Annotated in this window: 15 protein-coding genes; 11 read left to right on the forward strand and 4 right to left on the reverse strand. The window is 42.1% G+C overall.

All coding sequences use genetic code 11. The features are described 5' to 3' along the window. Positions 1–127: 127 nt before the first annotated feature. Positions 128–424 (reverse strand): thioredoxin family protein, encoded by a 297-nt coding sequence (locus ACXYMT_RS00960; RefSeq protein WP_459057224.1) that lies wholly within the window; start codon positions 422–424, stop codon positions 128–130. Between the two features lie 73 nt (positions 425–497). Beyond that, a complete protein-coding gene (locus ACXYMT_RS00965; RefSeq protein WP_459057225.1) occupies positions 498–1718 on the reverse strand; it encodes a metallophosphoesterase in 1221 nt (406 codons plus the stop codon). 276 nt (positions 1719–1994) lie between these two features. On the opposite strand from ACXYMT_RS00965, the gene ACXYMT_RS00970 reads away from it, so the two are divergent. The 3 genes from ACXYMT_RS00970 to polA all read left to right on the forward strand — a co-directional run bounded on the left by ACXYMT_RS00970 (position 1995) and on the right by polA (position 7448). Further along, positions 1995–2960, forward strand: coding sequence for a N(4)-(beta-N-acetylglucosaminyl)-L-asparaginase (locus ACXYMT_RS00970; RefSeq protein ID WP_459057226.1), 966 nt, complete (start codon positions 1995–1997; stop codon positions 2958–2960). 2 nt (positions 2961–2962) lie between these two features. Then, positions 2963–4273: a sugar MFS transporter gene (locus ACXYMT_RS00975; RefSeq protein WP_459057227.1), complete on the forward strand. Its 1311-nt coding sequence runs from the start codon at positions 2963–2965 to the stop codon at positions 4271–4273. Positions 4274–4622: 349 nt separating this feature from the next. Further along, positions 4623–7448, forward strand: coding sequence for a DNA polymerase I (polA, locus tag ACXYMT_RS00980; RefSeq protein WP_459057228.1), 2826 nt, complete (start codon positions 4623–4625; stop codon positions 7446–7448). A gap of 216 nt (positions 7449–7664) precedes the next feature. Here polA and ACXYMT_RS00985 read toward each other — a convergent pair whose 3' ends face one another. Continuing rightward, positions 7665–10307: a DUF5916 domain-containing protein gene (locus tag ACXYMT_RS00985; protein ID WP_459057229.1), complete on the reverse strand. Its 2643-nt coding sequence runs from the start codon at positions 10305–10307 to the stop codon at positions 7665–7667. Between the two features lie 41 nt (positions 10308–10348). Between ACXYMT_RS00985 and ACXYMT_RS00990 the strand changes: the two genes are divergently transcribed. The 5 genes from ACXYMT_RS00990 (at position 10349) to tsf (ending at position 13494) form a co-directional block, all read left to right on the forward strand. Further along, positions 10349–10579, forward strand: coding sequence for a hypothetical protein (locus ACXYMT_RS00990; protein WP_459057230.1), 231 nt, complete (start codon positions 10349–10351; stop codon positions 10577–10579). A 75-nt stretch (positions 10580–10654) separates the two neighbouring features. Further along, a complete protein-coding gene (gene rplM, locus ACXYMT_RS00995; RefSeq protein ID WP_168024532.1) occupies positions 10655–11110 on the forward strand; it encodes a 50S ribosomal protein L13 in 456 nt (151 codons plus the stop codon). Further along, on the forward strand, positions 11110–11496 hold the full coding sequence (gene rpsI / locus ACXYMT_RS01000) for a 30S ribosomal protein S9 (RefSeq protein WP_324720748.1): 387 nt from the start codon (positions 11110–11112) through the stop codon (positions 11494–11496). The genes rplM and rpsI overlap by 1 nt, the downstream gene beginning before the upstream one ends. 182 nt (positions 11497–11678) lie before the next feature. Then, positions 11679–12578, forward strand: coding sequence for a 30S ribosomal protein S2 (gene rpsB / locus ACXYMT_RS01005; protein ID WP_459057231.1), 900 nt, complete (start codon positions 11679–11681; stop codon positions 12576–12578). A gap of 91 nt (positions 12579–12669) precedes the next feature. Then, positions 12670–13494 carry a translation elongation factor Ts gene (gene tsf, locus ACXYMT_RS01010; RefSeq protein WP_459057232.1) on the forward strand — a complete coding sequence of 275 codons (825 nt, stop codon included), beginning with the start codon at positions 12670–12672 and terminating at the stop codon, positions 13492–13494. Between the two features lie 347 nt (positions 13495–13841). Here the strand turns inward: tsf and ACXYMT_RS01015 are convergent, their stop codons facing one another. Continuing rightward, on the reverse strand, positions 13842–14210 hold the full coding sequence (locus tag ACXYMT_RS01015) for a hypothetical protein (protein WP_459057233.1): 369 nt from the start codon (positions 14208–14210) through the stop codon (positions 13842–13844). Between the two features lie 148 nt (positions 14211–14358). On the opposite strand from ACXYMT_RS01015, the gene pyrH reads away from it, so the two are divergent. The 3 genes from pyrH (at position 14359) to ACXYMT_RS01030 (ending at position 18211) form a co-directional block, all read left to right on the forward strand. Then, a complete protein-coding gene (gene pyrH, locus ACXYMT_RS01020; protein ID WP_459057234.1) occupies positions 14359–15066 on the forward strand; it encodes a UMP kinase in 708 nt (235 codons plus the stop codon). Between the two features lie 44 nt (positions 15067–15110). Beyond that, positions 15111–15665 (forward strand): ribosome recycling factor, encoded by a 555-nt coding sequence (gene frr, locus ACXYMT_RS01025; protein WP_459057235.1) that lies wholly within the window; start codon positions 15111–15113, stop codon positions 15663–15665. A gap of 125 nt (positions 15666–15790) precedes the next feature. After that, complete coding sequence (locus ACXYMT_RS01030; RefSeq protein WP_459057236.1) at positions 15791–18211, forward strand: efflux RND transporter permease subunit; 2421 nt, start codon at positions 15791–15793, stop codon at positions 18209–18211. Positions 18212–18297: the final 86 nt, after the last annotated feature.

Consider the following 18297-nt stretch of genomic DNA (forward strand, 5'->3'; position numbering starts at 1 on the left):
TTATATAGCTAGGCTGTAATGGAAAAATTTGTTCTGAGGTGATGAGAAATAAATAATAGATTCAGAAGGTATAATTTAAAACACCCGGAAAACAGAGGCATCAAAAATGTCCTTTTTGAGACCTGTTCTAGACGTATTCTTTGATGAGGCCAATTAAAGTATTGGCATCCTGCTCGCCACTTTGCCGCCACTTCATCTCCCCTTCCTTATAGATCATTAAAGTAGGCAAGCCTTTGACACGCAAGGCTTCAGCAAGTTCAGAGTTCTTGTCAACGTCTATTTTTATGATCCTGGCTTTGTCGCCAAGAGCTGCAGCAACATCTTTAAGAACCGGATGCATAGCTACAGAAGCTTCATTCCATTCGGTATAAAAATCAAGAAGAACCGGCACCTGCAGGTCAATTAATTCCCCAAACTTTGACATAACGGTTATATTTGAAGAGCTGCGGAAAGTTGCTTCCTTAGCAGCTTATTTCAAATATAATCAAAAGTTTGATTTATACAGGTTTGGGGCCTTTCCTAAGTTCTATAACTGAAACTTCTGGCCAAATCCCTACCCTGCCGGGGTAAGCTAAAAATCCGAAGCCGCGGTTGACGTTTAGAACACGCCCTGCTTCTTCATAGATACCGGCCCAGTGTTCATACCTGTACTGTACTGGGCTCCATTTGAACCACCCTGGAATTTCAATTCCAAATTGCATCCCATGGGTATGACCACTAAGGGTGATGTGAAATTTTTTGTTATCCTTCTTTACTTTTTCCTGCCAGTGAGAAGGATCGTGAGAGAGCAGGATCTTGAACTCTTCTTCTGAAAGGTCCTGAGCAGCCTTATTGAGATCCCCTACCTGTTTAAAGCCGGCTCCCCAGTTCTCCACTCCTACAATAGCAATAGAGTCATTGCCCCGGGTGACTTTCTTATGATCATCCAACAAGAGGTTCCAACCCATCTCCCGGTGGACATTTTTAAGGTCATCCAAATTTGCCTTTTTTGCCGCTGCAGATCCCCAGTTCACATAATCTCCATAGTCGTGATTTCCCAAAACCGAATAAACCCCATCGGGTGCAGAAAGAGTGGCGAACATTTTTTTCCAGGGCTCCATTTCAGAAGCTGTATTGTTCACGAGATCCCCCGTAAACATGATGGCATCGCTCTGTTGCTCATTGATTAGGTCGATTCCATATTTAATCTTTTCAGCATTATCAAAACTTCCGGAATGAATATCACTGATCTGGGTAATTCTATAGCCATCAAAAGCTTCCGGCAGGTCATTAAAATGTAAAACATACTTTAGCACTTTGTAATTGTAACGCCCCTGATACATTCCGTAGAGAAGGGAAGCAAAAGGAATTGCTGCGATCCCCAGGGCAATTTGACTAACAAACTTCCGCCGCGAAGGCAACGAATAGGCGTCATTGGTATGAGCGAGTTTTTGGAATCCGCTAACCACCAGCCGCACGAGGTCTTCTCCAAAGAGCAAAATGAAAAGGATCAATTTCGGAACAAAAAAAGCAAGAAAAAAACCTATAGCATAGCTCCGCGCCCCGGTTAACCCCTCTTTTTCGGGCACGTTGAACTGGTAAAGCAAATATCCCAGCACCCCTAGAGAGAGGGCCAGATAAATGAAGTAGATCCAGGAATGACGTGTAATGGTTTTAAAAGCCTGGTAAGCGTATAGGTCCAGTACGATATATATGATGACAAAAATGATCCAGCGCATGTAGAAAAATTAAGCTGCAAAGATACAGCTAAAGCCTTGCCAAAAGATTTTGGTGCTAATTGAATAATCTATAGTGCTATAAGAGGTTCACTGAATATCCCGCCTCCCAAAAATGCCTTTTTACGATCATTCCTTTTCAAGACCGGTTATCTACAAGTTTTTCCCGGAGATGATTGATATCATGAAAAGCTCAAGCCGCGGGAATCCATCGGCCGATTTATAAATCAGTTTTCATACATTTACACCCCAACTATCGAAACCTGTTTCTTATCAAGCTTGAAAAGACGCCATTTTATAAAGAATACTTCCCTTAGCGGAATTGGAGTGGCAGTAGCTGCTCCTTTTCTTGATTACCTAAACCTCCCAAAAATGACAAAATCAAAACCTGTTTGTATTGCCACCTGGAATTTTCCCAACGCCAGTCTCAAGGCGGGAGAAATGCTCGAGGCAGGTGCATCGGCCCTTGACGCTGTTGAGCAGGGCGTGATGATAGAAGAAGCCGATATTCGCAACACCACTGTTGGCCGTGGTGGCGCGCCAGACAGAGAAGGAAACGTTACGCTTGATGCCTGTATCATGGATCCTTCAGGAAATGCAGGAGCTGTGGTCTATCTAAAAAATAATACTCATGCCGTTTCCGTAGCCAGAAAGGTGATGGAAGAAACTCCGCATGTGATCCTGGCAGGAGAAGGTGCCGATCAATTCGCCCGTAAGCACGGATTCGAACAAGAGGAACTACTTACTGAAGCTTCAAAAAAGGCATATAAAGAATGGCTTAAAAAGAAAGAGTATAAGCCAATCATAAATATTGAAAACCACGATACCATAGGCATGCTGTGCCTTGATCAAAACGGTGACATAGCTGGCGCCTGTACCAGTTCCGGGTTATCCTACAAGATGAACGGGCGCGTTGGAGATTCTCCTATCATTGGCTCAGGTCTTTTTCTTGACAACGAAATTGGAGGTGCTGTAGCCACAGGAATGGGAGAGGCAATTCTCAAAAGTGTAGGTTCCTTTTTAATCGTGGAATTAATGCGCCAGGGAAAATCTCCTCAAGAAGCATGTGAAATTGCTATTTTGCGTATTATTAAACAAAATTCGAACTATAAAGACTTTCAGGCAGCTTTTATTGCTATCAACAAAAATGGAGAAGTAGGTTCTTACTGTATCCAAAAAGGTTTTTCCTATATGGAATACCGGACCGGTGAGAACAAAAATATCCCAAGTAAATTTTACATCTAAAAATGGAACAGAAAAAATCCTATCGCACTGCATTTATTTTCCTTACCGTCCTTTTCTTTTTATGGGGCTTTATCACCGTATTGGTCGATTCGTTAATTCCAAGGTTGAGGGAGGTTTTCACCCTCTCCTACTTCCAGGCAGGGATGGTGCAATTTGCCTTTTTTGGTGCGTATTTCCTTCTGTCCATTCCGGCAGGATGGCTGCTTTCTAAGATAGGTTACAAAAAAGGGATCGTGCTGGGTCTATTTACAATGGCTGCAGGTTGCCTGCTGTTCTGGCCCGCGGCATCATACCGGGTCTTCGGAATTTTTATGCTCGGGTATTTCATACTTGCAGGAGGTATCACTATCCTGCAGGTAGCGGCAAATCCATATGTGACCATTTTAGGTCCGGCAAGTACAGCTTCCAGTCGGCTTAACTTGTCACAAGCTTTTAACTCATTGGGAACAGCGATCGCTCCGGCACTGGGTGCACTTTTTATCCTTAGCGATAAGGTAATGACCAAAGATGAGATCGCTTTTATGACCGAGGCTGAACAGCTGAAATATTATGCTTCTGAAGCTGCTGCTGTGCAAACCCCTTTCCTGGGAATAGCAATATTTATCATTCTAATAGCCCTGGTTTTTCTTTTTGTAAACCTACCGAAGGTAACAGATACCGAAGCTTCAAACGATTACAGCGTAGTTCTCAAGAACAGAAACCTCATTATGGGAGCTTTCGGAATTTTCTTCTATGTAGGTGCCGAAGTTGCCATAGGATCTTACATGGTAAATTATTTCTTAAGTCTTAATTTACCTGATGTAATTCGGGAAACTCCATTTATGCGAACTCTTGCCGAATGGATCCTTACCTCTGGCGTAACTACCTCGACCGATATGGCCGTGGTGGGAGTGTTTGTAACCTTCTATTGGACCGGTGCTATGATAGGCCGCTTTATTGGTTCCTACCTCACTAAAATTCTGAATCCGGCGAAAGTGCTAATGTTCTTTGCGGCATGCGCTATTGGTCTTGTGTTGATCTCCGATCTTACCGTTGGACTGGTAGCTATGTGGTCGCTTATTGCCGTAGGTCTTTTTAACTCTATTATGTTCCCTACTATTTTCAGTCTGGCACTAGACGGACTCGGAGATAACAAACCGCAGGGATCGGGAGTTCTTTGTACCATGATCGTAGGGGGAGCCATTATCCCACCTGCCTTTGGGTACCTGACAGACTCCTTCGGGTTCAACCTTGCACTTATCCTTGTAATGTTGTGCTACGGCTATATCATGTTCTTCGGATTCAAGCATAAAGCAACAGAAGTAACGATTTAGAAAGGATTAAGGTTTAGGGAATAAGGATTACTGTTCTGCTTTAGGTTGCAGGTTGTCACCCGTTGCCCGTTTCGCTTAACGAAAAATGGAATTTGGACCTTATAAGTTGACACTAACTAGTCACCAAACATCCTGAGATCTTCTAATCAGCACATATCGAAATTAGTTTCAACGTTTGGGCCTCCTTCACTGAGATCCTTCGGCGGGTAAAGGTCGGGGCCTTGGTGTTTGGTGCTTGGTGCTTGTACGTTGGTGCCTGTATTTTGGCGCATTAATTTCTCACATCTCATATCTAAAATCTCACGTCTAATAGAAGTTTCGTAATTTTAGCCTTCTTAAAAAATTATCCATGGCCGAACAAAAACGCTTATTCCTCCTTGATGCATACGCTCTCATTTTTAGAGGGTATTACGCCTTAATAAATAACCCCATTGTCAATTCAAAAGGACTAGATACCTCGGCCATTATGGGATTTATGAATTCGCTGTTTGATGTGATACGCCGTGAGCGGCCAGATCATTTGGCTGTATGTTTTGACAAGGAAGGTAGTGTAGCGAGAACAGAATTATTTGAAGCCTATAAAGCACACAGGGATGCGACTCCCGAGCCAATTTTAAAAGCCATTCCTTACATCCAGGAGATCCTAAAGGCGATGCATATTCCGGTGGTCGTACTGCCGGGTTGTGAAGCCGATGATATTATTGGAACCTTGGCAAAGCAAGCCGAAAAAGAGGGCTATAAAGTATTTATGGTGACCCCCGATAAGGATTTTGCGCAGCTGGTTTCCGAAAATATCTTCATGTACCGCCCTGCGAGGATGGGGAATGGTATTGAGATATGGGGTATTCCGGAAGTTCAGAAAAAGTTCGCAGTGGAACGTCCCGAGCAGGTGATAGATTTCCTGGGAATGATGGGCGATGCTGTTGATAATATCCCGGGATTACCGGGAGTGGGTGAAAAGACGGCTAAGAAATTCCTGAAGGAGTTTGGCAGCATGGAAAATTTGCTGGCAAACACAGATAAGCTGAAGGGAAAGATGCGGGAAAAAGTTGAAGCCCATGCCGAGCAGGGAATGGTCTCAAAGCAGCTGGCCGCTATTATGACCGATTGTGATGTGAAGTTCCATGCCGAAGATTATGAGCTCTCTGTACCCGATGCAGAAAAGGTGCAGGAAATATTTGAAGAGCTTGAGTTCAGGCGCCTAAAAGAGCAATTTCTCAAGTTGTTTTCCGGGGAAGAAACGGCCCGTCCTACGCAGGTGACGAGCACTGCAACCGGAAAAGCCCAGGCACAGCCGGCAGGAGCAGGTCAATTTTCCCTTTTTGGAGCCGAAGCTTCAGAAGGAGTGGAAAAATTTTCAGGAAGAAAGACCATTAAAGATGTACCGCACGTATATCAAAGCGTAGCGACTGGAATGGCCACCGAACTTTTTCTTCAGAATTTGATGAAGCAAAAATGTGTGTGTTTTGAGTTTACTACCACAGGGCTTAATCCACTTTCTGCTGAAATTATAGGAATAGCTTTTTCCTGGGAGACCGGAAAAGGATTTTACATACCTGTTCCCGAAAATCGCACAGCAGCTCAGGAAACAATGGAGAAACTGCGACCCTTCTTTGAAGCCGAAAACATTGAGAAAGTGGGCCAGAACCTGAAGCACGATATAAAAGTCCTGGCCAAATACGACATTAAGTTCAAAGGTCAACTTTTCGACACTATGATCGCGCATTATCTTATTAATCCAGATATGCGCCACAGCCTGGATGTACTTTCAGAAACTTATCTCAATTACACTCCCGTTTTTGTGGAGGAATTGTTAGGCAAGGGCAAGAACCAAAGGTCAATGCGTGACATCCCACTGGAAAAACAAACGGAATTCAGCGCAGAGGATAGCGATGTGATCCTTCAGCTTAAACAACATTTCACGCCGGAGCTCAAAGAAGCAAACACTGAAAAACTTTTTAATGAGATCGAGATCCCGCTGGTAAGAGTACTGGCCGATATGGAACTGGAAGGTATAAGGCTCAACAAGGAATTCCTTTCCAGCCTTTCAGAAGAAATGGATAAGGATATAAAGCAGCTCGAAAATGACATTTTTGAGACCGCAGGAGAGGAGTTCAATATTGGTTCTCCCAAGCAGCTCGGGATCATCCTCTTTGAAAAACTGAAACTTGTAGAAAAGCCAAAAAAGACAAAGTCGGGCCAATATTCAACAGGAGAAGAAATACTTTCTGCCCTCGCCCCCCAGCATAAAATTGTTCAACAGGTGCTCGATTACCGCGGACTTGTAAAGCTGAAGAACACCTATATAGATGCTTTACCATTGCAGGTGGATGAAACCACAGGCCGGGTTCACACAGATTATGTGCAAACAGTTGCCGCTACCGGAAGATTGAGTTCTACCAATCCAAACCTCCAGAATATCCCCATCCGTACCGAAAGAGGAAGACAGGTAAGGCAGGCTTTTGTGCCTCGAGATGCAGATCACATCCTCCTGGCTGCCGATTATTCCCAGATCGAACTGCGTATTATTGCATCATTAAGTGAAGAGGATAATATGATCTCTGCATTTCAGCAAAACCAGGATATCCACGCTTCTACCGCAGCAAAGGTCTTCAATGTTCCAATTGAAGAGGTAACCCGGGAACAGCGAAATAATGCAAAAACTGTAAACTTCGGAATAGTATATGGGGTTTCAGCGTTTGGACTCAGTAATCAAACCAACCTTTCCAGAGGGGAAGCAAAGGAACTTATCGATACCTATTATAAGACCTATCCAAAACTGCGGAATTTCATTAGTGAACAGATCGATTTTGCAAGAGAGCATGGTTATGTCCAAACCGTATTGGGTAGAAGGAGGTATTTAAAAGATATCAATTCCCAGAACCAGGTTGTGCGCGGTGCTGCTGAAAGAAATGCCGTCAATGCGCCAATCCAGGGAAGTGCAGCCGACATTATAAAGCTGGCTATGATCAACATTCACAGAAAACTACAGGAGGGCAATTACAGAACTAAAATGCTCCTACAGGTACATGATGAACTCGTCTTTGATGTTTACCGCCCCGAGTTACAGGACATTCAGAAAATGGTGAAGCACGAAATGGAAAATGCCTTTAAAATGGATGTGCCGCTAGAGGTGGAATTAGGCGTGGGCGAGAACTGGCTGGAAGCACATTAGGTGAGTCGATAGTCTGTAGTCTATAGACGGTAGGTCTATATTTTAAAAATGTAGTCGTAGAAATCAATCCTGAAAACCTTTTAAAGGTTGTGCCTTTCACCTTCTTCCTGTAACCTTCAGAAAAAGCACCCTTCAAAAATGACATTTTTCAGAAGCATTTCGATTTAAGCTATAAAAGAAGACCCTCCATTTGGAGGGTTTTTAGTTTAAGAGAATCTATAGAATAAACCGATAAGTCGCTTTAATTAAAAATGTATTCTGCGGTTTTTGTCTTAAAAGTTGATTGTCTACTATTCCAGTAAACTTATTGTTCACGTCTCCAAGGCCGGTAATTCCCTGCGACCATACAAGAAAGATCTCTGACCCCGGGATGTACTCCCATCTTGCCACCAGGTTCGAACGGTATTGCACAAAAGCAAAATCAGGATTGTTTACGGTATAGTCTATAATGTTATCTCTGTTCTCATCTATTTTGTAAACGCCGTCTTCAAAAGTGATCTGTCCTTCTCCATACCGGGCTACTCTCTGGTCAAGATCTTTGGCTGTAGCATCCACAACATAATTAAGATCTAAATAATTAGCCTTAAAGATGTACGGCTGCCCATAATATTGAATGGTGAGATTGGGATTGATATTATAATTCACTCTTAAAGTGGCGCTAAGCGTTTCCTGGTCAATTGCTCCCAATATATACCTGGCATCGTCATTAAATGCACGTTCAGCTACATACTGGGTCTTATTTGGGTTGGTTTGATATGAAAGATCCATGGACATACTCAGGGAATTGATAGGTTGATACCGCAGGCCGGCTTCAAATCTGTCCACACTAAAATTATTTTGTGTCGCCTCAGAATGCACCCAACCAAATCGGGTTGCTATTTTCTTGCGTTGATCACTTCCCGAGAAAATATAGAAAAAGTTCTCTTCATTGAATCTCCAGCGTGGACCACCCCTTAAGAAGGTATTTATGAAAATGCGTGGCTTGTGAGCAGCTCCACCTTCACTCCACCAGTTATTCTTATAATTTATAAATCCCTTTAGTTCATAATGAGTGCGGTTGTGATTGCCATCAAAATCAAAGGAAGTCATTTGCTCCATTCCGATCATAGCTTTTCTGAAAAAACCGGTGGGCTTGTTGAAGAGCCGTCTTAGGTTTATATACTGCCTAATATCATCTGCCTGTCTTAAAAATCCTATATCATTGATCTCCAACTCAGGAGAAAGCCATTTCCCACCAATGTTGTAGCGCCAGTTACCACCACCCTCTTTTCCAAATTCCAATTTTCCACCGGTACCCGTTAAGGAAGTTCTTGTAAAATCTACTTCCACATGCCCGGCATCTGATCGCTGAAAAAGATGCACCAGGGAAGTCTGGGTATTTAATATAGCCTCTTCACTCCCCCTAACATTACTCACCACAGCATTACCTTCTATATAATAGGTTCTTTTTTTCCAGGAATGCCTAAAGTCCAATCCACCACTATATGCCTGAGCATGTAAAAAGGTTAGGTTTTCTTCCAGGTTTCTATGTGTAGCGGTAAGCATTCCTCCTATATAGCTGTTGCGATCGTTCATGTCTTTTTGCACCCTTCCAACCACATAATTGGTAAGCGGTTCAACCAGAACATCCTCTTCACTCCCATCTTTATTTAGAACTCCGGCAAATTCTCTCGAAGTAACAGATTCCAATAGTCCAAGAGTCCAGCCATTTTCTGTTTTTCCACTGAATTTAGCAGCTCCTAATATTGTAGTATTGACCGGCTGATCAACGTAGGCTACATTAGGACCAAAAGCTGAACCTTGTGGCGTTCGCCCTATTCGGCGGGAAAAGAACAGGTTGTCCTGGCCATTAGCAAACCTGAAGTCGAAAACACTTTTATTCTCCACGAAGAATGGCCTGCGTTCTTCAAAGAAGATCTCGAACCCATCGAGGGCAACTGCACCGGGATCGGCATCTACCTGTCCAAAATCCGGATTAATAGTTAGATCTACAGTGAGGTCGTTAGTAACACCTATTTTTGCATCCAACCCTGCAGCAAATTCCCCATCATTTCCAGTCCTATAGGGATTGCCTGCTTCTGCTTCATAGGAGGATACTCTTCCAACTGAGTAGGGCTGGATTTCTAGTTGCTTTTGAGGCTCTATTCCCTTTAATCCTTTTAAGACTCCGAAAGAACTCACCCATCCTGCCGGATTTGCCGGTACGGGTTGCCAGGTAGATCTTTCTTCATTATTGAAGTATCGCCGGGTAGACTGAATACCCCAAACCTGTTCTTCCTCTCCGCTGAAGCGCAACTGGCTAAGAGGGATCTTTACCTCTGCAGTCCAACCCTCAGAATCTATATTTGTTTTTGTATACCAGATTGGATTCCAGCTTGGGTCGAAATTACCATTGTTGGAGATGAATTCATCTCCTTTTACTCCACTGGCAGAAATGGTAAAAGAGAAAGCAGTGCGATCGTCATTATAACTGTCAATATTCAGCTCCACCCAATCTCCGGGAAAATCATCACGTCTCCCCATACGCTGTACTATCTTTTCGGGATTTGGCTCATAACATCTAAAGGCGACATAAAGATACTTCTCATCATATACGATCTTCATCTTTGTCTGATAACTGGGAGGAGTATTATTATCAGGTTCAAATTCGACAAAGTCTGAGGTCCAGTCTACCGCGTCCCAGGTATCTTCATCTATGATCCCATCAATTTTAATGGTTTCCAGTCCTGCTACAGATTGAGTTGTGTAGGTGCGCGTGGCAAAAGGAAGTTTCACATCCGGCTCAGTACTTGCCTGAGGGAAGGCTGCATTAAAAGAAAATGTAAGGAGAAGCAAATAGAAGATCTTCTTGAATAGCATGGATAATATAGTTTCTATAAAGACTAGGTAAAAAGTTGTTTGTGACACTAAAAAAGAAGAAATGTTCAATTTACCCTTTTTCGGGCAGTAAAATTACAGATTTGTTAAAGCCATGGAAGCTATTTAGAGAATTAATCAAAAATAAAATTGGTGCTTGCTTTATAGAAGGATTTTTTAAGCCAAAAAGCATCCGGAAAAACAGAGTTTTGATAGGCCTGAAAATCAGAACCTTCAGGGAAAATAAATTAATAATTACGGCATTTGAATTATAAATTTATAATTGTACATTTGCACCCCTGTTTTATGCAGGGAATGGAATGTTTAATTATTAAGTAAATTTAATTAGTGTGGACACATTAAGCTACAAAACGGTTTCTGCCAACAAAGCCACTGTAAATAAGGAGTGGGTTGTTGTAGATGCTGAAGGACAGGCCCTTGGCCGCCTTTCTTCTATAGTGGCAAAGCTACTAAGAGGAAAGTACAAAGCTAATTTCACCCCACACGTTGATTGTGGCGATAACGTAGTTGTTATCAATGCCGAAAAGATCAACTTAACAGGAAAGAAATGGGACTCGAAAGAGTACATTCGCCACACCGGCTATCCTGGGGGTCAAAGAAGTTTAACTGCAACGGAATTATTCACAAAAGGTCCTGAGAGACTTGTGGAAAATGCAGTAAAAGGAATGCTACCAAAGAACAAACTTGGAGCAGATCTTTTCCGTAATCTAAGAGTTTTTGCAGGATCTGAGCATGACGTTCAGGCGCAAAAGCCAAAAACTATTAACTTAAACGATCTTAAGTAATGGAAGTTATTCACAAAATTGGCCGTAGAAAAACGGCAGTTGCACGTGTGTACGTTTCAACAGGAAGCGGGAACATCACTGTAAACAAAAAAGACGTTAAGGATTACTTCTCTACAAGCACGCTTCAGTACAAAGTACGTCAGCCTCTTAACATGACCGGAAACAATGAGAACTTTGATATCAAAGTAAATGTTTACGGTGGTGGTATTACAGGACAGGCAGAAGCTATTCGCCTTGCTCTTTCCAGAGCTATGGTAGAGTTGGATGCTGAGAACAGAAGCACTCTTAAGCCAGAAGGACTACTTACAAGAGACCCAAGAATGGTTGAACGTAAGAAATTTGGTCAGAAGAAAGCTCGTAAGAAATTCCAGTTCTCTAAACGTTAATATTGTTTGGTGTGTAATGCACCAAAAAGTTCATTTAAATCATAAGATTTTTGTTGTTACTCCGGGGTCACACTGAGCTAGTCGAAGTGCCGGTGGTTAGTTTAGCATCTAAACGGTCAGGGCCTGATATCATATCGCCACCTGATTGTTGCTATCTCAACAGAACGTAAACTATTACAAAAATGGCAAACAAAGTAGAAGTAAAAGAATTACTTGATGCAGGTGTACACTTTGGTCACCTCACAAGAAGATGGAATCCAAACATGGCGCCTTACATATACATGGAGCGCAATGGGATTCACATCATCAACCTTTATAAAAGTGCTGCTAAAATGCAGGAAGCCGGGGAGGCTCTTAGCAAAATTGCAGCCAGCGGTAGAAAAATACTCTTCGTAGCTACCAAGAAACAAGCTAAAGAAATCGTTGCTGAACAAGCCGAAAAAGCTAACATGCCTTACATCACCGAAAGATGGCCTGGTGGTATGTTGACAAACTTCGTTACTATTCGTAAAGCTGTTAAGAAAATGGCTTCTATCGATAGAATGAAGAAAGACGGTACTTTCAACACGCTTTCTAAAAAAGAACGTTTACAAGTAGATCGTTTAAGAGCTAAGTTGGATAAAAACTTAGGTTCTATTGCAGATATGAGCCGCCTTCCAGGTGCTCTATTCGTAGTAGACATCACTCGTGAACACATCGCGGTTAAAGAAGCTCAAAAATTAAACATTCCAATTTTTGCAATGGTTGACACCAATTCAGATCCTAGAGATGTGGATTATGTGATCCCTGCAAACGATGATGCTTCAAAATCAATAAGTAAAGTTGTTTCTTACGTTGCTGATTCAATTGTTGAAGGACTTTCAGAAAGAAAGGCTTCAGGAAAAGAAGGTAAAGAAGAAGACGCTTCAGAAGACAAGCCGGCAAAAAAGGCTCCTAAGGCAAGAAAGCCAAGAGTAGAAGCCGAAGCTGTATCTAAAGATCCACAAGATCAAAAAGATATGAAGGAGGCTCAGGAAGATGTAAAACTAAAGTCTAAACAAGAGACTTTAGCCGATGCAAAGTCCAACGACGAAGAAGAATAGAAGTTCATATAATTAATCTATGAGTCGTTTGGTTGCTTTCAATTGAATTCAGCTAAACGACTTATTCTTTTAATAAAAAACATTTAAGACTATGGCTAATATAACCGCCGCAGAAGTAAATAAATTGAGAAAAGCTACCGGTGCCGGTATGATGGATTGTAAAAAGGCACTAGTTGAAGCTGAAGGAGATTACGATAAAGCTATCGAAATTCTTCGTAAGAAAGGTCAAAAAGTTGCTGCAAACCGTGCCGACAGAGAATCTTCTGAAGGAGCTGTGATCGCAACTGTGAATTCTGATAACACAAGAGGTGTGATCGTTTCCCTTAACTGCGAAACAGATTTCGTGGCTAAGAACGATTCTTTCGTCCAACTTGCTCAGGATTTCGCAGATCTTGCTTTAGATGTAAATTCTAAAGAGGAACTATTAGCTAAAGATTACAAAGGGATCACTGTTCAGGAGAAACTTACTGAGCAAACCGGAGTAATTGGTGAGAAGATCGAGATCGGTGACTTTAGAACTCTTGAGGCGCCATTCGTAGGATCATACATCCACGCCGGTAACAAGATCGCTGTTCTTACAGGTCTTTCTGGAAAGACCGATAATGCCGAAGAAGTTGCAAAGAACGTTTCTATGCAGGCAGCTGCTATGAATCCTGTTGCTCTTAACGAAGAAGGTGTTGACCAGACTGTGATCGATAAAGAAGTTGAGATCGCTAAAGATCAACTAAGACAGGAAGGTAAGCCTGAGGCAATGCTAGACAATATCGCAAAAGGTAAGATCAAGCGTTTTTTCAAGGACAACACTCTTGTAAACCAGGATTTCATCAAAGACAGCAAAATGTCTGTTGCTGAATATGTAAAATCTGAAGATGCAAACCTTAAGGTTGTAGCTTTCGAAAGAGTTGCTCTGGGATAATTCCTTCGGAAATAATATAAGAAAAACCCGCTTCTGAAAAGGAGCGGGTTTTTTGATTAGATGCTATTCAACCCTTTCAGGGCTCTGAACCTTGAAGGGGTTAAGATATTATTGGGCTAAAGCCCTAAAGATTAATTTCCTGGACCCCCGGCTAAAGTCGGAGGCAATTCATGTTAAGAACTATTCGATTTTCGATATGAATGAATGAAATGCCATCGCCATTAGGTGGTGAAAAATAAAAGAAAAACATAAGGGCTTTGGCCTGAGTATTTAAAACCTGATTTGCCAGAGAAAAGAAAACAAATCTTGGCTCTTGTTTCTTGTAGCGAAGCGGTCTTGTCTCTTTTTCAATACCTCTCAAAAATGATAAAAACCGTCTCAGCTTCCGGAATGGAAGGGTAAAAATTTCCCGTTTTTAATTTATTGGTATTGATAAGTTCAATAAATATTTCTGAAGTTCCCCCTGTGCTTGAAGCCAGGCTCAGGTAAAGCGTCTTGTCTTCAATACGGTAGATGTAAATTTCAGAATTTCCATCTCCGTCTATACGGGTAAGTCGGTTATCGGCAGTAAATACTAAAGTTGTCCTGTTGGCAACAGGCGCCGTTTCTATCCAGGTGCCCAAAATTGAAGCCTCATCATCCCTGTCAACAGAACAGGAAAACAGTGCAAGGCACAGCATCAAAACACATCCGGATTTCAAAAGGCTATTATTCATCTTGATTTCTTCAAAAATTGTTAGCGGTATAACGACAGCCGGAAATTAATATTTTTCTTTAACCCTCTTTTACAAATAATTTGATTTTTAGCAGTCTCTATCTATAGGATAAATTCCTTAGTTTTGCACAACCCATCAAATCACATAGATGCATTACAACAGAATTTTATTAAAACTCTCGGGTGAGGCTCTCATGGGCAACCGTCAATATGGAATTGATCCTGAACGTTTGGCCGAATATGCAAAGGAAATCAAAGCAGTTACAGATCGAGGTGTAGAAGTAGCCATAGTAATTGGCGGCGGAAACATCTTTAGAGGTGTGGCAGGTGCGAGTAAAGGTATGGATCGGGTAACAGGTGATCATATGGGAATGCTGGCAACAGTTATCAATGGTTTGGCATTACAGTCGGCTCTTGAAGATGCAGGGATCCAGACCAGGCTTCAATCGGCAGTAAAGATTAATGAGGTTGCAGAGCCATTCATCAGAAGAAAAGCTATGCGTCACCTGGAAAAAGGTCGCGTGGTAATTTTTGGTGGGGGTACCGGAAATCCTTATTTCACGACAGATTCCGCAGCTGTGCTAAGAGCGATCGAGATCCACGCAGATGTCATCCTGAAAGGAACCCGCGTAGATGGAATTTACACTGCAGACCCCGAAATTGACAAAAAAGCTACAAAGTTTGATTTTATTAGCTTTGATGACGTGCTTACAAAAGGCTTGAAAGTGATGGATACTACCGCTTTCACCCTGAGCCAGGAAAATAAATTGCCTATAATAGTTTTTGATATGAACAAACCCGGAAACCTTGAAAAAGTGGTGACCGGTGAAAAAATAGGTACCAAAGTAAATTTTTAGAAGGATAGGATTAAGAACAATCTTTAAAACTTTAAACTTTAGAAATGAACGACGAGTTAGATTTTGTTATTGATAGTACCAAAGAAGCAATGGATCAAGCCATTCTTCACCTGGAAAAACAACTACTGAATATTAGAGCAGGAAAAGCCACTCCTGCCATGCTGGGCAGCGTGAAGGTAGATTACTACGGAAGCCAAACTCCGCTAAACCAGGTCGCTAACGTAAATACTCCCGATGCCCGTACGCTTACCATTCAACCTTTCGAAAAGAGCATGATCCAGGCTATTGAAAAAGGGATCATGCAGGCGAATTTAGGTTTTAATCCTATGAACAATGGGGACAGCGTTATTATAAATGTACCTCCTTTGACAGAAGAGCGTCGTCGTGAACTAGCAAAGCAGGCAAAAGCTGAAGCTGAAGATGCTAAGATCGGGGTACGAAACGACCGCAAGAATGCGAATCAGGAGATCAAAAAACTGGATCTTTCTGAAGATCTTCAGAAATCTGCTGAAGCCGATATTCAAAAACTTACCGATACTTATATTGAAAAGATCGATAAGATCCTTGCTGTAAAGGAAAAAGAGATCATGACGGTCTAACTCCTATCAAATATACCTTTCAAAAAGCGGCTTTTTAAGCCGTTTTTTTTCTACCTTTTTTTGGAAAAGGCATACATTGGAAAAAGAGCAGATGCTTTCTTACCTTTGCATCACAATTTTTTCCCATGTCAAAATTTCTCGGCTTTGAGTTCTGGAATACTGTTGCACGCACAATTCTAAGGAACAGGATCCTTATCCTGGTGTTGATCGCCGCATGTACAGTTTTTCTAGGTCTACAGTGGAAGAATATGAAGTTCTCTTTCACTGAAGCTAACCTCCTGCCCGATGATGATCCCATAAACCTGCAGTATCAGGAATTCCTTGATAAATTTGGAGAAGAAGGAAATGTCATAGTCCTTGCCGTTAATGATTCGGCTTTGTTCACTCCTGAAAAGTTTGTAGCCTGGAATGCCCTTGCTGAAAAATTGAACAGCTTTCCTGAAGTTGAATTCACTGTTGCTATAGGAAATCTTCGGAAGCTGGAAAAATTTGAAGATCCCGGTCGCTTTGAAATGGTTCCCTTCATTGCCGAAGAAGAACCAGATGCCCAACAGGTACAGGAATACCGGGAAGAACTGTTTGAAAATTTGCCCTTTTACGAAGGTCTGGTGTACAGCAGACATTCAAATACAGTTCAAACAGCCATCTACCTGGACAAGGAAATAGTCAACACCGGAAAACGAAAAACTTTTGTTGTTGAAGAACTCATCCCAATTGTGGAGCAGTTTGAGGAGGAACAGGGCATGAATGTCTTTGTTTCGGGAATGCCATACATTCGCACTCTCAATGCTCAAACCATAATTGATGAAATAGGACTTTTCATTGGCGCCGCTTTACTGGTGACTTCATTGATCTTTTTCTTTTTCTTCAGAAGTATTCGCGCCACTGTGATTTCGATGATCACAGTAATTATTGGAGTGATGTGGGCTTTCGGAGTTCTTGGACTGCTGCATTATGAGATCACTGTTTTAACGGCAATCATTCCGCCGTTGATCATTGTTATCGGGATTCCCAACTGTATTTTTCTCATTAATAAATATCAGCAGGAGATTAAGAAGCATGGCAATCAGGCCAAGTCATTGCAGCGGGTGATCACTAAAGTCGGGAACGCAACTTTAATGACCAACCTTACAACAGCTTCAGGTTTTGCAACTTTTATTCTTACTGAAAGTACGCTGCTCAAGGAATTCGGGATCGTGGCTTCGATTAACATCATAGCTATTTTCATACTCAGCCTCCTCATAATTCCTATCATCTACAGCTACATGAATGTGCCGCGGGAAAAGCACCTCAAGCACCTCAATAAAAGATGGATTGGTGGCTTTGTGAACTGGATGGAGCGAATGGTGAAAGATCACAGAATCGGGATCTTTATAGTTTCTATTATTTTGCTGGTAGCAAGTATCATCGGGATCTACACCATAAGGATCTCCGGAAGCCTGTTGGAGGATATGCCGCAGGAAGCAGCTTTTTTCAAGGATATTAAATTCTTTGAAGAGGAATTCGACGGGGTAATGCCGCTGGAGATCTTGATAGACACTCAGAGAGAGCAGGGAGTGATGAAACTCCCCACCCTAAGAAAAATGGATGAACTGCAGGAGTTACTTGCTGAAGAAGAAGACCTCTCCCCTCCTGTTTCCATTGTCAACCTGGTAAAATATTCAAAGCAGGCTTACTACAATGGCAATCCAAAATATTACCAGTTGCCGACCTCTCAGGAGCGAAATTTCATACTTCCGTATGCGCAGGGACTGGATGCAGCAGGTGATAATCTGCTCACTTCCTTTGTTGACAGCACCGGGCGCTATGCTCGTATGACTACCTTTATGAAGGATATTGGCACAGAAGAAATGGAGGAGATCGAAGAGGACCTGTGGCCAAAGATCAGGGAGATATTTCCGGAAGATCGTTTCTCGGTCGAAATGACAGGAAAGGCATTGATCTTTCAAAAGGGAACAAATTACCTGGTAAGGAATCTTATCATTTCTTTGAGCCTTGCAATTTTCCTTATTGCTCTTATCATGGCATGGATGTTCAGGTCCTGGAAAATGATCCTGGTATCGCTCATTCCAAACCTGCTTCCGCTACTGGTGACAGCGGGAATGATGGGCTTCCTGGGAGTACCCATAAAACCTTCAACTATCCTGGTCTTTAGCATTGCCTTCGGAATTTCGGTAGATGACACCATTCACTTCCTGGCTAAATACAGGCAGGAGCTTAAGGCGAATAATTGGAAGATCAAGAGATCTGTTTATGCTGCACTAAGAGAAACAGGAGTAAGTATGTTCTATACTTCCATTGTGCTCTTTTTCGGCTTTTCAGTGTTTATGATAAGTAGTTTTGGAGGCACAGTGGCTTTGGGCGGACTTGTTTCAGCAACACTATTATTTGCCATGCTGTCGAACCTTTTGCTGCTACCGGCGCTGTTGCTATCCCTTCAGAAGGAGATCGCGAACAAGGATGTTTTCCTGGAGCCTGCCATAGATATCATCCCTGAAGAAGAGGATTCGGAAGAGAACTTTTCAAAAGAGGATCCAAAAATGTGATTTTTGACACCTCTTTTTGGCTGAGGCCTTTATTTAATTACTTGTAAGGCAAGTGCGGAAAAATTATCTTTGCTGTCCAAATAGAA

This window comes from Salinimicrobium sp. CAU 1759 (assembly GCF_054482715.1).